Origin of the sequence: Proteus terrae (assembly GCF_003144325.1) — a bacterium.
Taxonomy (GTDB): domain Bacteria; phylum Pseudomonadota; class Gammaproteobacteria; order Enterobacterales; family Enterobacteriaceae; genus Proteus; species Proteus terrae.
Map to the genome: position 1 here is coordinate 18762 of NZ_PENS01000017.1, position 13948 is coordinate 32709.

Genomic DNA, 13948 nt, shown 5'->3' on the forward strand with positions numbered 1-13948 from the left:
CTATAAAATAAAGATTATTTTTTATTGGCAAGAAAGAGATAAAATTCTTATTGGTTGCTTGCTATTGACTTCAATATCGCTTAAGCCATTATATGAAACGTTGCAACTTTGCTGGTTTTTATTACCCCATTTCACTAACAGCTTGCCATTATCAGGAAGCCCACTCATATAAAGCTGACCATTTTCACCAACAATACCAGTATTCAAATCATTAGGATTATCAGCATCAATTAATGTAGCAATAGCGCCAAATGGAATAACACTTTTATTCTGAGAAAGATTTAAAATAGCTTGGAAGCCAATCTTTGTTTTAAAGGCAACCTTAACAATAGCGCCTTTTGTCGGAACTACATTTTGAGAAGTGGATTGTAGGGTTGTATTATCTGGCAATGTATTAACATTTAATGCAATCGTGTTTTGGCGATATTCTGTAAGATACGGTGATAACGCATATCCCTGTCCATTAATTGCACCATTTCCTGAACTTAATTCAGTACCTTTTGCTCCAGGTGCTTCAATAATGGCCATACTACTTCCCATACTTCTACCCAGCAATAAACCACCTGAATGTAAAAGTAAACCACCATTCATGCTGCCATTAACATTATAATAGTCACTTGAATAATTATAATTTAGAGAGGATGTACCGTAGTTACCTGAATAATTAGCATATACTGAGCCATTATTAGACTGGCCTTGGTTAGCCCAAGATTGAGAAATACCATAAGATAAGGAGTTATTAAATGCACTACCAGATAATCCAACTTGCTGGTTAGTTCTTCCATTATTATCATGGTTTATCATGTAAGTACTATTAAAGTTGCTAAGCGCAGGTGAATTACTAAACACACTAAATGGAACGCTCACATTAAAACTAATTTGCCTATTTTCAGGCCAGCTATCATCTGATTTTATTCTATCAATACTGTAATTAACGCCAAAGTTAATACCACGAATATTGCCATTATATCCTGTCGTAAGTTGAGTAACATTCTTATCTTGTTCCCAATAATTATAACGGCTACCAGATAAATAAATGCTACCGTACTGACCTAATGATTGTGATAATGACGTTGTGAAACGACTTTTTTCTCGTTCACCTAACCACGGTGAAGTACCATCTTTTAACTGATAATCTTCAGTATTAAATTGATTAAAATCGTAATAATCTTTAGTTGAAAAACGTAATGCCGTTAAGTCAACAGAGGTTCCTGTAGTGGTCATATTCTTAGAATAACGGAATCGATAAGATTGCCCATTTTGAGAGCCAATTGTATTAAAGTCAGCATGAGCATGTGTGATATCTGTAGACAGAGCCCCCCAATTACCTAATGAAATTCCTATCCCAGAAGAAATAGCGTAATAATCTTTCGCACCTAATAACCCACCATAAAGAGTGACATCATGAGGTAAACCATAAATACCACTGGCAAGCAGAAAATCTGCTTTTTTAGAACCAACCGTTGTGCCACCATCAAATCGTCCAGTACTAATTTCATATTTCCACCCCCCCGGTCTTAACATTACGGGTAATGATGAAAAAGCAACTGTAAATGTCCTTTCTGAACCATCTTCTTCTTTCACTGTGACATCCAAGTTCCCTCCTGAGCCACTCGCGTAAAGATCGGTTATTTTAAATGCGCCGGGTGCAACATAAGTTTGATAAATGACATTCCCATTTTGTCGGATAGTAATTTGGGCATTAGATTGAGCAATCCCACTCACATCTGGCGCAAAACCTTGTTGACTCGCTGGCAACATCTGTTCGTTAGAAACTAAACGCATACCTTTCATTGGTATACTATCAAAGACATCATTTCCGGTTGTAGTTTCACCAATAATAAATTCCGATCGTAAAGAATAAAGATTACGAGAAAGATATGTATTAGAAAATTTATTACTATTATTACTTTGAGTCTCTACATTATTTGAATTTCGGGTATACGTCTGTGTCATTGTCGAACGTAAACGCCAATCATAAAGATTAAAACCGGCTCTTAGTTGAGCAAAGAAATTATCATTTTTTTGTTTTCCATTATTATTAACTTTATCAAAATGGCTATCGTTAGAAGAATGTCCTCCACTAAACATATAATTGATAAACATGGCAGAAACACCACTATCAAAAGAGGCGGGATCAATATAGCCAACAACATCATTGGACATAACAATTTGAGGAAAACTAGTGATTAGTTTTAATTCTGCTAATTTTACTTTTATTAATGCATCAGGAATATATTCATTAATATCATAAATCACCTGATCGCTTTTTAACATATTTAACTTAGGTACCACCTTCGTATTAACACCTAATTTATCTAATAATTCTCGTGTTATTTCAGGCACCACTTTATTATTAGGCCCTTTTACCAAATTAATAATGAACTCACCATTATTATTAGTATTGACATAAACTAACAAAGATATTTTACCTTCAGGTAACGCATCTTTTTGTGAAAATTGGCTTAAATCAATTTCATTTGCAGATGCACCTAATTGCCCATCAAGTAATGCAGGATCAAAATAATCCTCTGCAAAAGAATTAAATGAGAACAAAATAAGTGATGTAAAAAAACTGTATCTAAACATTGTCATTGATTTATTCATTTTTACACTCTTAACCTTTAGCTTTATAAAAACATATATTTTTATAAATTTATTAATTTACTGTTTTCATTTTTTCATCTAATGGGAACATAAACTCATCTAATACTTGCCAATGAATAGATGTAACATTTTTTTTATTAAAAAATAAGTATTCTTGTGTACCAAATGGAGGTACATTTTTCGATAACTCTTGCAGCTCGATCTCTTTTCCATTTATTTTTATTGTGTTAAAAGCCAAATAAATAGGTGAATCATTTTTAGCAATTATCTTATTACCATCAATTGATAATGATAATTTTTTTTCTGCATCTTTTATTTTTATACCTTCAAGAGATTTTGGCCGATAATAGACTTTAAAGTTTAATGCTCTAATAAAGTTCATCTGCACATTTGGAGTTTCTTCAGATGTAGATGGTATTAATCGAAATTGAGAAATATAAACACTCTCTCTATCTGTTGGTAATGCACTTTCTGAGCCAGTAAACTTAATCACCCACTCATAGTATTCTTCAGGCTCTATTTTTTGTAATAATGGTGTTAAAATAAAAGGAGGGTTCTCTTTTTTATCAATTAATTGTAACCCCGTAGATTCATCTAACCATCTCATACTCGCTTGAACGAGATACGCTTTTTTTTCATTATTTCTTAAACCGATAGAAATGCTTTTACTGCCTTCATTATATGTCATTCTTTGTAATGAAAATTCAAATGCATTATTAGCAGCCCATGCTAATTGGCAATAAAAAAAACCTAATATAAAAGTAGTAATAGAAAAAGCACGACTATTTAAAACGTTCATTTCATTAGTCCTTATATTTTAATTCTTTTGATAATTCACCATAGTCGTTAATTACATGCCAACTAGCTTCTTTTATTGATACTTCTATCAATTCAGTTTTGCTATAAGGTGCTAACAATAAAGTTTTATTATATTTTTCATTATTAAATTTAATTGATGTTAATGTCATATAATATGGAGTTGGATTATCTAAAAAATACTTTCCTTCCTGTTCTTTAATAAGGATTTTTTTGTAATCTTGTTCTGAAGGTCTTGCTATATTTTCAGGTCGATAAATTACTTTAATAACAAAATTAGTTATTAATACTAATTTTGATTCCTGTAATTCACTTTCATTAGGTCGTTTAGTAGAAGGTATAATTTTTGTATTCAAATAAAAGAGTGATTCTTTGTCATTGGGTAAATCTTGAATATCTTTTAATAAAATACGTAAAGATGATACGCTCTTGTTTTCTAAACGAAACACAGGAGGAGTAACGATAAAATTAGATGACAAGTTTCCATCAATATATTCAGTAATGCCAGCTTGTATTAAATAAGGTTGATTATCATCATTAGAAATATATACACTTTCACTTGAACTACCTTCAGAAAAAATAACGCGTGTTTTGCCTAAACTAACCCCTTGAGCGTTAGCATTAAAATAACTAAAAACTAATATTAAAATAATGGAAACTTTTATAATAAAATTATTCATATAATATCTTAATCAACGATATACGAAAAAGTTAACGTTGCCGAAAACTCCCCAGATTCGGGATCACAAGCTGTGGGATCTTTGCATTTGACATAGGTATAGAGTGTTTTTTCTAATTTATCTTTACTTATGTTATTCCAAACCGTATCTTCAGATTTAAAAAAATCCGTATTAGTATTAGATTGAGCAACATTATTTTTACTTGATACTCTGATACCAAAACTTTTATTGAGATCATCATTAAAAGTAATTGTATTTAAAGTACTTTTTGCCTTCATCGTCACATAAGTATCAAAAAAGTCATTCGTTTTACAGTCACTCAGTAATACCTTTATCGGAATAGGTTCTATAAGATTATTTTTAATTTTATTCGATTGAATACTACCAAAATCAATTTCATTGTTACTTGTTCCTGAAACTGAGAGCTTACAGGTCTGTTTATCAATCGTCACTTTAAAATCAAATTCAACACTTTGAGCACTGAAACTAATAAATAGTGCTGGTGTAATAAATAAACTTAACAAACTCCTTTTCAATAGAAATATATTCATATTTACTTTCTCAAGGTTGTATAAGTGTTAATGCTAATATTGCTTTTAGCGTACCCGGATTAACAGCCGAACTGTCTTTCTTAACGAGCTCGACTTCAAAGTCTTTATTTTTATTACCATTTCCTGTTGTGATATAAACAGAACTTGTCCCAGCATTAAAATTAACTAAAGAACAATGATCACCTTTACAATCGTATAGAGCAAAACTCGCATTAGTTGGATTATTCACTGGCGATATTTTGTTATTTGCAATTTGTGTTCCTGATCCCGCTTTTATAACAACTTCCATATCAGGTGTTTCATCAACATAATCTTGGCAAAGATAATTAACTGAAAAAGGTATTTTGTTTTCCTTTTTTACACCTATTTCATCAACATTTTGCATTAATGTTGATTGAGAAAATTTCACCGCTTGGTCTGATAAAGTAAAAGCACACGTTCCTTTTGTTACTGAGCCTTTTACTATTACAACCGCAGAGTCATCAACAGCGCTATATCCATAAAAAGAGATACAGGTTAATAATGCGCCCAATACAATTGGTTTAAAATGTGGCTTTATGTTCATTAAATCCACCTAAATCATCTATTGTACGCCATTGAACACTTCCTTTAGTTACGCCTGTAGGTAAGGCATATTTTATCGAACTATAAGGCGCTATCATGGCATTGTTATTGGCCAAACTAACATCTAGCTTTATATTGTTGACAGAGAATCCAGCAAAATTGATGTAATAAGGGGAATTATTGACTACCTTTAATTGTTTTCCTTCCACACTAAATCTTAATTTCTTTTGCGCATCCTCTGATGTCATCGGTAAGTTTTTAGGTCGGTAGAAAAGCTTTATGACATTATCAAATCCTACACTTAGGCCCGCTGTGTCAGAATTATTGTTTTGTCCAGGGATCATCTTTGCATGAAAATAAAAGATACTTTCTCTATCTTTCGGTAAAGAATTACTCATGGCATAAATTTTCACTTCATGCCTTGATAAATTATTAATTCTAAAAAGAGGTGGAGTGACTTGAAATACAATTGGGTTTTCATCAGAAGTAATATAGGCTTGTACCAAATAATTTATTTTTGGTTCTTCATTACGAACGATAACACCTACACTATTCTCACCCTCAGGATAAATAATACGTGTAGCGTTTAAACCCACTCCTTTAGAATAAGCAAATGGAGATATAATCATTAGTAAAATAACAAAAAATTTTCTTATTCTATTTGTAATTTTAATCATTATATTTCTTCTTTAATGAGAGGCTCTATTAGGTAGAGCCTCTAAAAATTAAGTAATATTAGTTATAAGCAACAGTAAAAGTAACTGGTACTTTTAATTCATCACTTGTTACTGCACCATTTGTTAAATATAGACCAGCAGTCATCGGAATACGACCAGTGCCGTCTTTAATGATCTCTTGTCCTAATGTCAGACCTGTTTCAACATTTGGTTTAACTAAAGTATTACTTGCTGTTGCTGACAATTTTACAGCTAAAGAAGCTGCTGTTGCGTTAGCAAACATTTCAGAATCAAAGTTTGATTTATTACCACGAGCATAAAGATTGATTGTTCCATCAGCTGCTAATGCTGCTGTACAATTAGAAAGCTCTAAATTAAACGTCTGTTATCTCCTAATTGATCACCGACGTTTTTGCCAGTCACTTCATCACTTGTGAAGGTTCCCCAATCAATTCTAGAACCTTCTGTTGTTGAAGAAACATCACAACTTGCGGCACGAATTAATGCTTCGAATGACACCGTTGTACCCTGTGTTGCAGCAAAAGCATTACCTGCAACCATAAATCCAGATAACACGATAAACGGAGCAACTTTCTTAATTAAAGACATATTGTTACCTTTCGTTTTTAAATAAATCGCCTATTGGAATTAGTATTATTCTCTTAATCATCTTAATTAGATGTTAATTAAGAAAATATATTTTCTAATCCTAATTAAAGAGTAGCACAACAATCAAAAATTTACTCATAAAGTAAGTTTAAATTGCATAATGATAATTATTTAAAACACTTTATTTATAAAGTGTTTTCTTTATTTTTAGGATATTTTGCTAATCTTTAATTGAGCATCAATATAATACTTAAAAAATAAAAAAATATATTTTTGATATATAAATTTTGTTTTTCATATATATATATGAATTAAAACCAAGATAAAAAAGTATTTAATTTAACTTAAGTAGGTAAATTAACTTAAGTGTTAGTACTTAAGTATAAACCTAAATCCCACATAAAATTATTTTTAATTTTTTATTTAAACAAGTAAATATCCTTAGTTTTATTGTGTGCAATTAATTGGTTGGTTATTTATTATCCAGCTTGATTCTAATACTGTTTATTCAATGTAAAAAAATGGCCTCATTGCTGAGGCCATTTTATTTATCATTATGACAATTTTTAGGGTATTACTTCTCTGGCATCTGTGGCATTGGACGACGGAATCGACGTGTGATCCACACCATATAAAGTATACCAATTGCCCCCCAGACAAGGCCTAATTCCATAGAACCTGGTTCAAGGTTTATCCACAAGACACCCATTGTCGCAGCACCAATGATAGGTAATATCAGGTAATTAATATGATCCATTAATCCTTTATTGCGGCGCTCGCGAATATAGAACTGTGAAATAACAGACAGATTCACGAAAGTAAACGCAACTAACGCACCAAAGTTAATTAATGCAGTTGCAGTCACTAAGTCAAAGAACACGGCACCTAACGCTAAAAAACCCACCAATAGCACGTTAAAAGCTGGTGTACGCCATTTAGGATGTACGTAACCAAATGTCTTCTCTGGGAATACGCCATCACGACCCATAACATAAAGTAAACGCGCAACACCTGCGTGAGCCGCCATACCAGATGCTAATACAGTCACACATGAGAACACTAAAATAATCGACTGGAATAAAGCACCAGCAACATACAGCATTATTTCAGGTTGTGACTCTTCTGGGTTCTTGAATCGTGAAATATCTGGGAAATACAATTGTAAAAAGTAAGAAACAGCAATAAAGATAATCCCACCAATCAGCGCAGTTAAGAAAATCGCTTTAGGGATAACTTTACCTGCATTTGGTGTCTCTTCTGATAATGTACTGATACCGTCAAAACCTAAGAATGAGAAACAGAGTATTGTCGCTCCAGTTATCATCGGTATAACTTCAGCATCAACAGAAACAAACGGTCTAAAGGTCCATAACTCCCCTGCGCCTTCTCCGTTATATACACCGTGAATAAGTAATCCAACAAACACAACCATTACTGCAACTTGTACAATAACAATTGCTGTATTTAAGTTAGCAACAACGTTAATACCACGTAGGTTAAAGAACGTCATTAAAGCCACTAAGCCAAATACAAAGATCCACGGTTCAACGCCCGGGAATATTGCTTGTAAATAGATTTTCGCCAATAAAATATTGATCATTGGCATAAATAAATAGTCGAGTAAAGATGACCAACCTACCATAAAGCCAACATGAGGGCTCATGGATTTTTGAGCATAAGTATACGCAGAGCCAGCTGAAGGAAAACGCTTAACTAATTTTCCATAGCTTACAGCTGTAAATAAAATTGCAATCAATGCAATCGCATACGATGTTGCTACGTGGCCATTGGTAATGCCAGAAACGATACCAAATGTATCGAAAATAGTCATAGGCTGTAAAAAAGCAAGCCCCATCATGACTACCTGCATTAGCGTCAAGGTTTTACGTAGTTGAACTCGATTGTTAGCACCAGTTTGGTTAGTGCCGATAGAGGAGATGACGTTATCTGACATTAGCGAACCCTCCCATAACCTCGGCTTGAGTATTAGATAAACTCAACCGACAGTTACTGGGAAGACTTCGCATCTGCCTATAAACAGAATAGAATGAAGTTTTTAAGGATGTGTATGTGTTTAGGAGACGCCGTGCTCCGTAGTCATCATTGCCCGCAGTGCCGTTAGGCCCAACTGCGAAAGAGAATAAATGTACCATATTAGCATTCCTCTATCATGACAACCCTTTCTCTAAGGGGCTGGCTGCTAATCAAATTATGTTATCTATTCAGACTCAAATGAATCTGACCTCTTGGTGTAGTAATAAGTAAAAATGCAAAAAAAAACCGATGCACTTTAAACGCATCAGTCATATTTTTAGTGGGCGCATTTTGCACGTCTCAGACTTAAATAGCAATACATTTTCATCAAAAAGCCCCCTTTTTTTACGATCTTTTCAATTCGTAAACTAAGTCAACATTCAGCGCTACATTTTATTAACAAGAATTGTGCTTTTATCACAATTCTTAAGCTTTAAACATTTCAAAAACCTTTACTACACTGAAAGGGAGAAAGGCATAATATATTGATAAATAAGAATTAAATCTTATAGCAAAATTTATATCATCAATAGAATATCAAAATAAAGCATTTAAAATATATTAATAAGATTAATGCTAAGAAATTGTTAACTCATACTTTTTTTTACTCTAAAAAGTAGACTTTTAATAAAAAATGTCTATTTTTTAACAGCCTGTTCTATATAAATAAAAAGTAAGAGAATAAATTAAGAAAAAAACGGCAGATACTAAGTAGAAATAACAATCTAATACTCAGAATAAAACGATGAATAAGATGAATTATTGAGCTAAATATAGATCTCAATATTTAAATTTTCCAGTACTAATTTTGAACAAATCAAAAAAATTAGAGATAAAAAAAGACTCCACAAGTGGAGTCTTAATGACACAAACTGAGGGTAATAAATTAGAAGTTATAGTTCAAACCAATGTTGTAACGACGGCCTTCTAAAGTAGTATTAAAATGTTCTTGGTCAATACGGCGATCTAACACGTTATAAACACCACCAATAACATTTAGTTGCTTGGTTAAACTGTAGCTGGTACCAATATCAACAAACGCATAAGAAGGCGTGCCATGTGACATAGAAGTACGTGATAAGTAATCAGAGGTTTTACCACGGAAGTTAATACGTGCCCACGTTTCCATTTCTGGCATTGTTTCCCAATTTAAGGTCGCGTTAGCCATATGACGTGGTTGTTTATTTAATGGCTTACCTTTGAAATCACCGCTTTTTTGTTCAGTGTCCGTAAAGGTGTAGTTAGCCGCTAAATTCCACTCTGGTGATATTGTCCAGTTAAAGGTCGCCTCAATACCACGCATATTCGCTTTATCTACGTTAGTTCTATCACTAACAAAGTCATAAGGTTTCCCATTATTGCCAACACCGTCTGCTAATGTACAGTCACGAAGATCCGTCATTTTAGAACCGTCTTTATTTGTACGGCTGTCACAACGGCGATCTTCCATAATCTTATCTTTAAAGTCGGTATTAAAAAGACCTAAACTTGCCGTCAGATTTTCACGGTTATCCCAGATAATTGAAATTTCTTCAGTGACTGATTTTTCAGGTTTCAAACTTGGGTTACCATAAATAACAGCATCATAATTACCGCCACCCGTACCTTGACCCCATGATGCCGTTGCTTGACGTAGATCTGGTGAACGATAACCGGTAGATACTCCACCTTTTAATGTCCACTCATCAGCAAGATGCCATACACCGTATACTCTAGGTGTCCAGTGAGTACCAAAGTTCTCATCTTTATCCATACGTAAGCCACCCGTTAAGGCAAAATCGTTAGTCATTGCCCATTCATCTTCAGCAAATAATGCCCAACTATAACGATCTAGCTTATTACCACCTTTAATCTTATTACCTTCGTCTTTTAGCTCTTCATAACGATATTGCGCTCCCACACTTAATGTATGGTCACCTAACATAAAGACGGTTTGATTACGCACTGTTGTGTCGTCATAATCCATTTTACGAGATGGGTTACGGCTTTCATCACGCTGAACATACGTATTCATCGTACCAAAATCATAAACACCATCATGAGTTAACGCATAATGGGTTAGCTCATAATCAGTAAAGCTGCTTTCAGGTGTTTTACCTCGGCTAGGTAACCCTGATTTTGAATGCCAAACTCGTGAGTCACGATGTTGGTTATCTTTTTTAAATTCAAAATCAATCGTATTTTGCTCATCAGGTGTCCAACTTAATGTACCACCGCCTGATGCCGTAATTTGACGGTTATAACCATTCACAATTTTATCTTCACTACGATGTGAATATTGACCTTGAATTTTCAAGCCTAAGACATTATCAATTAATGGACCTGCGGCGTAAAAACTACCTTGATTAGTATTACCTGAGTCTTTACGCTCTGTGATAGTACTATCTCCACGTAAGCTAAAGTTCCACTCTTTTTGCGCTTTACGAGTAATAATATTGATAACCCCCCCCATTGCATCTGAACCATATAAAGAAGACATTGGTCCACGTACAACTTCAATACGTTCGATAGCAGGTAAAGGCGGTAACCAACCTTGTTCAATACCAGAGTTATCACTATTAGGACGCGTTTCACGCGATGCAACACGCTTACCATCAACCAAGATCATGGTATATTTTGGATCCATACCACGAATACTGATATCAGAACTACTTCCACCGCCTGTTACTAATACGCCGGGTACATCTTTTAATGCGTCAGTCACATCACGGTAAGATTTGGTTTCTAATTGTTCACGAGTGAGAACAGAAACCGATGCAGGTGCATCTTCAACGGTTTGTTTAAACCCTGAAGCGGTTGTTACAAGCAGTTTTTCTACATTTTCTGCTGATGCAGTCATAACAAAACTTGATGCAATAGCAGCAACAACGCCAAGTGCGATTTTATTTTTATTTAACACTACCATTCCCGATTCTCCAAGAACATATATTCTTTAAGTTTTATATAGATGGATGTATCGACAATTGCTCAGAAATTAGGGTAATAAATAAATTTAATTACCCTTAGTTATTTTAATATCCCTATTTACTGCATCCCTATATTTATTTCTTTTCTCTTTCTATTTTACTTCTCTATATTTTATCCACTAAACCATCAATAATAATTTGAGGTATTCCTTGTGAACAATATTCCAATCTGCCTTGAACACCATAAACATCAGCAAGGCTTTGTGCCGTGATAACCTTACCTGGCACGCCCTGTGCAATTAATTGTCCTTGCTTTAACATTAATACATGTTCGCCATGCCGTAAGGCGATATTAATATCGTGAACAACAACAACAGTAATAATATTTCTACGGTGCGTTTCTTTAGCGACTAAATCCATTACATGGTATTGGTAATTAAGATCCAGCGCACTTAATGGCTCATCCAATAATAATAGAGAGGGTTGTCTAATTAATGATTGAGCAAGCCCAACTAATTGTTTTTGACCACCCGATAATTCATCTAAATATCGTAATGCTAAATGCTCGATACCTAATTGGCGTAATAAGTGCATTACCTGAGCTTCACTATGTTCATTATGTAATCCACCTGAAGCTCGCTGCGCCACAATAATGGATTCTAAAACATGTAAATGAACACCTGCCGGTAATGTTTGTGGCAAATAGACCACATTTTGGGCACGTTGTGCAAAATTCATCGACGCAAGATCGTTGCCATCTAAACTGACAACACCTGATGATTTATTTAATCCCGCCAGCGCCCTTAATAATGTTGATTTTCCGCTACCATTTGGTCCCAATAATACAGTGACCTTTCCTTTTGGTAATGGCTCTACATCCAGTGCCTTAATGATAAGATGTTTAGCATATCCAGCACTAAAATCTTGGATCTTTAATCCTTCCATCATTAGATATTCCCCCTATGACGTAAAATCATACTGAGGAAAAATGGCACGCCCACCAGCGATGTCACAATACCTACAGGAATAATGACACCCGGTATTAAATTTTTAGAAGCAATTGATGCCAATGATAAAATTAAAGCGCCAATTAATGCACTTGCTGGTAAATAGAATCGATGATCTTCACCAAACATCATGCGAGCAATGTGAGGTGCAACCAAACCAATAAAGGCAATGGGCCCAACAAAGGCAACTGCAAGCGCTGTTAAAATACTAATACGCAGTAATGAACCTAATCTTAAACGCTTTACATCAATACCAAAGCTAATCGCTCTATCTTCACCTAATCGCAATGCAGTTAATTTCCATGAGCTCATCCATGAAATCACCATAATGACCACAAAAGCACCCGCCATAACACCGAGTTTTACCCATGTTGCACGCGCTAAACTTCCCATAGTCCAGAAAACTAGACCTTGGAGCGTGTCTTCTGTCGCAATAAATTGCATCATTGAGACTAATGCATTAAAGGTAAATACCATAGCTATACCAAACAGTACAACGCCAGATGTTGGAACACGTGTCCAGCGAGTTATTCCGTCTAATAATAAGGCTGATAATAATGCAAAGAGAAACGCATTCGCCGAAATAAACCATTGGTCAGGAATGCCGGGAATACCAATACCTAAAACAATCGCCAATGCAGCACCAAATGAAGCGGCATTTGATAACCCCAATGTGAATGGACTTGCTAACGGGTTGTTTAAGATCGTTTGCATTTCTGCACCCGCTAATCCTAGCGACATCCCTACCACAACCGCCATTAAGGCATAAGGTAAGCGGATATCCCATACAATCACTCGAGAACCCGCATCAACAAGTTCAGGCTGAAAAAGGGTTGTTAATAGTTTATCAAGCGATAAACCAGAAGGCCCCATGGTGAAATCTAACACCACTGAACCACAAATAATTAAAACGATAACTCCTAACCATAGCATGCGTTTATTCATCATTCTTCGATAATGGGCTTTCACATTATCTGATGCATTCTTTTCATGCTCTTGTGTGGCGAGTCTCTCTGACATAATGCTCATATCAATTGTTGTACCTAGTTTTTTTTCTGCGTTGTTCTGTTCTTACCAACCCATTAAGTAAGCAAAAACATACCGTACAACCCATCAACTGTTTTTTATGTACAAAAAACCAATAATTAATTTGAGACAAATTATTCAACAAAGAAGTGAGTCGCCAAATTATTATACGGTGAATCATATTCGCTGTGTAATTTATTATATTGCGATAAACTGTTGGTTGGCTATATTGAGCACTAGAAGGGCTAATTATTATCAGACTCATTACATTAAGCATATTATTTACAACTAATAGCGCCATTATTTTATTTTTCAGCAAATAAATCGTGTGCTAACAATAAAGCAAATAATAATAATTATCAATGCGATTACTGATATAATTAAAGTTTTTGCATGTTTTTTATAATTGAAAGGTCAAAATATAAAAAAACGCCCATTTTACAGTGATCTCAATCACAAAAACGGACGTTT

At 34.3% G+C, this 13948-nt stretch carries 13 protein-coding genes; all 13 read right to left on the reverse strand.

Translation table 11 applies throughout. The annotated features are described in order from the left end of the window. Positions 1 to 21: 21 nt before the first annotated feature. The 13 genes from DK857_RS16145 to DK857_RS16200 all read right to left on the reverse strand — a co-directional run bounded on the left by DK857_RS16145 (position 22) and on the right by DK857_RS16200 (position 13480). A complete protein-coding gene (locus DK857_RS16145; RefSeq protein WP_227003192.1) occupies positions 22 to 2607 on the reverse strand; it encodes a fimbria/pilus outer membrane usher protein in 2586 nt (861 codons plus the stop codon). A 52-nt stretch (positions 2608 to 2659) separates the two neighbouring features. Further along, positions 2660 to 3406 carry a fimbrial biogenesis chaperone gene (locus DK857_RS16150; RefSeq protein ID WP_109393702.1) on the reverse strand — a complete coding sequence of 249 codons (747 nt, stop codon included), beginning with the start codon at positions 3404 to 3406 and terminating at the stop codon, positions 2660 to 2662. Positions 3407 to 3410: 4 nt separating this feature from the next. After that, on the reverse strand, positions 3411 to 4103 hold the full coding sequence (locus tag DK857_RS16155) for a fimbrial biogenesis chaperone (RefSeq protein ID WP_109393701.1): 693 nt from the start codon (positions 4101 to 4103) through the stop codon (positions 3411 to 3413). Between the two features lie 8 nt (positions 4104 to 4111). Beyond that, positions 4112 to 4654, reverse strand: a complete 543-nt coding sequence (locus DK857_RS16160; protein WP_109402722.1) for a fimbrial protein — start codon at positions 4652 to 4654, stop codon at positions 4112 to 4114. Positions 4655 to 4664: 10 nt separating this feature from the next. Beyond that, positions 4665 to 5219, reverse strand: a complete 555-nt coding sequence (locus tag DK857_RS16165) for a fimbrial protein (protein ID WP_109402723.1) — start codon at positions 5217 to 5219, stop codon at positions 4665 to 4667. Continuing rightward, positions 5197 to 5895 carry a fimbrial biogenesis chaperone gene (locus tag DK857_RS16170; RefSeq protein WP_109393698.1) on the reverse strand — a complete coding sequence of 233 codons (699 nt, stop codon included), beginning with the start codon at positions 5893 to 5895 and terminating at the stop codon, positions 5197 to 5199. The genes DK857_RS16165 and DK857_RS16170 overlap by 23 nt, the downstream gene beginning before the upstream one ends. A gap of 58 nt (positions 5896 to 5953) precedes the next feature. Next, positions 5954 to 6178 (reverse strand): hypothetical protein, encoded by a 225-nt coding sequence (locus DK857_RS19400; RefSeq protein WP_227003193.1) that lies wholly within the window; start codon positions 6176 to 6178, stop codon positions 5954 to 5956. Positions 6179 to 6264: 86 nt separating this feature from the next. Next, positions 6265 to 6504, reverse strand: coding sequence for a hypothetical protein (locus DK857_RS19405; RefSeq protein ID WP_227003194.1), 240 nt, complete (start codon positions 6502 to 6504; stop codon positions 6265 to 6267). A 574-nt stretch (positions 6505 to 7078) separates the two neighbouring features. Further along, positions 7079 to 8458, reverse strand: a complete 1380-nt coding sequence (locus tag DK857_RS16180; protein ID WP_109393697.1) for an APC family permease — start codon at positions 8456 to 8458, stop codon at positions 7079 to 7081. Continuing rightward, positions 8448 to 8657, reverse strand: coding sequence for a hypothetical protein (locus DK857_RS19615; protein ID WP_098943434.1), 210 nt, complete (start codon positions 8655 to 8657; stop codon positions 8448 to 8450). The genes DK857_RS16180 and DK857_RS19615 overlap by 11 nt, the downstream gene beginning before the upstream one ends. A gap of 767 nt (positions 8658 to 9424) precedes the next feature. Then, on the reverse strand, positions 9425 to 11443 hold the full coding sequence (locus tag DK857_RS16190) for a ligand-gated channel protein (RefSeq protein ID WP_109393696.1): 2019 nt from the start codon (positions 11441 to 11443) through the stop codon (positions 9425 to 9427). A gap of 166 nt (positions 11444 to 11609) precedes the next feature. Then, the gene (locus tag DK857_RS16195) at positions 11610 to 12392 is read right to left on the reverse strand and encodes an ABC transporter ATP-binding protein (RefSeq protein WP_109393695.1); all 783 of its coding nucleotides are present in this window, start codon (positions 12390 to 12392) and stop codon (positions 11610 to 11612) included. After that, on the reverse strand, positions 12392 to 13480 hold the full coding sequence (locus DK857_RS16200; RefSeq protein WP_109393694.1) for a FecCD family ABC transporter permease: 1089 nt from the start codon (positions 13478 to 13480) through the stop codon (positions 12392 to 12394). Before DK857_RS16200 ends, DK857_RS16195 begins: the two co-directional genes overlap by 1 nt. Positions 13481 to 13948 lie beyond the last annotated feature (468 nt).

What these genes read in the sequence shown, in the direction of transcription:
- DK857_RS19400 (WP_227003193.1), bottom strand. Translation starts at nt 6,178, where the DNA reads ATGTTTGCTAACGCAACAGCAGCTTCTTTAGCTGTAAAATTGTCAGCA.
- DK857_RS16190 (WP_109393696.1), bottom strand. Translation starts at nt 11,443, where the DNA reads ATGGTAGTGTTAAATAAAAATAAAATCGCACTTGGCGTTGTTGCTGCT.
- DK857_RS16170 (WP_109393698.1), bottom strand. Translation starts at nt 5,895, where the DNA reads ATGATTAAAATTACAAATAGAATAAGAAAATTTTTTGTTATTTTACTA.
- DK857_RS19405 (WP_227003194.1), bottom strand. Translation starts at nt 6,504, where the DNA reads ATGTCTTTAATTAAGAAAGTTGCTCCGTTTATCGTGTTATCTGGATTT.
- DK857_RS16160 (WP_109402722.1), bottom strand. Translation starts at nt 4,654, where the DNA reads ATGAATATATTTCTATTGAAAAGGAGTTTGTTAAGTTTATTTATTACA.
- DK857_RS16180 (WP_109393697.1), bottom strand. Translation starts at nt 8,458, where the DNA reads ATGTCAGATAACGTCATCTCCTCTATCGGCACTAACCAAACTGGTGCT.
- DK857_RS16195 (WP_109393695.1), bottom strand. Translation starts at nt 12,392, where the DNA reads ATGATGGAAGGATTAAAGATCCAAGATTTTAGTGCTGGATATGCTAAA.
- DK857_RS16155 (WP_109393701.1), bottom strand. Translation starts at nt 4,103, where the DNA reads ATGAATAATTTTATTATAAAAGTTTCCATTATTTTAATATTAGTTTTT.
- DK857_RS16150 (WP_109393702.1), bottom strand. Translation starts at nt 3,406, where the DNA reads ATGAACGTTTTAAATAGTCGTGCTTTTTCTATTACTACTTTTATATTA.
- DK857_RS19615 (WP_098943434.1), bottom strand. Translation starts at nt 8,657, where the DNA reads ATGGTACATTTATTCTCTTTCGCAGTTGGGCCTAACGGCACTGCGGGC.
- DK857_RS16145 (WP_227003192.1), bottom strand. Translation starts at nt 2,607, where the DNA reads ATGAATAAATCAATGACAATGTTTAGATACAGTTTTTTTACATCACTT.
- DK857_RS16200 (WP_109393694.1), bottom strand. Translation starts at nt 13,480, where the DNA reads ATGAGCATTATGTCAGAGAGACTCGCCACACAAGAGCATGAAAAGAAT.
- DK857_RS16165 (WP_109402723.1), bottom strand. Translation starts at nt 5,219, where the DNA reads ATGAACATAAAGCCACATTTTAAACCAATTGTATTGGGCGCATTATTA.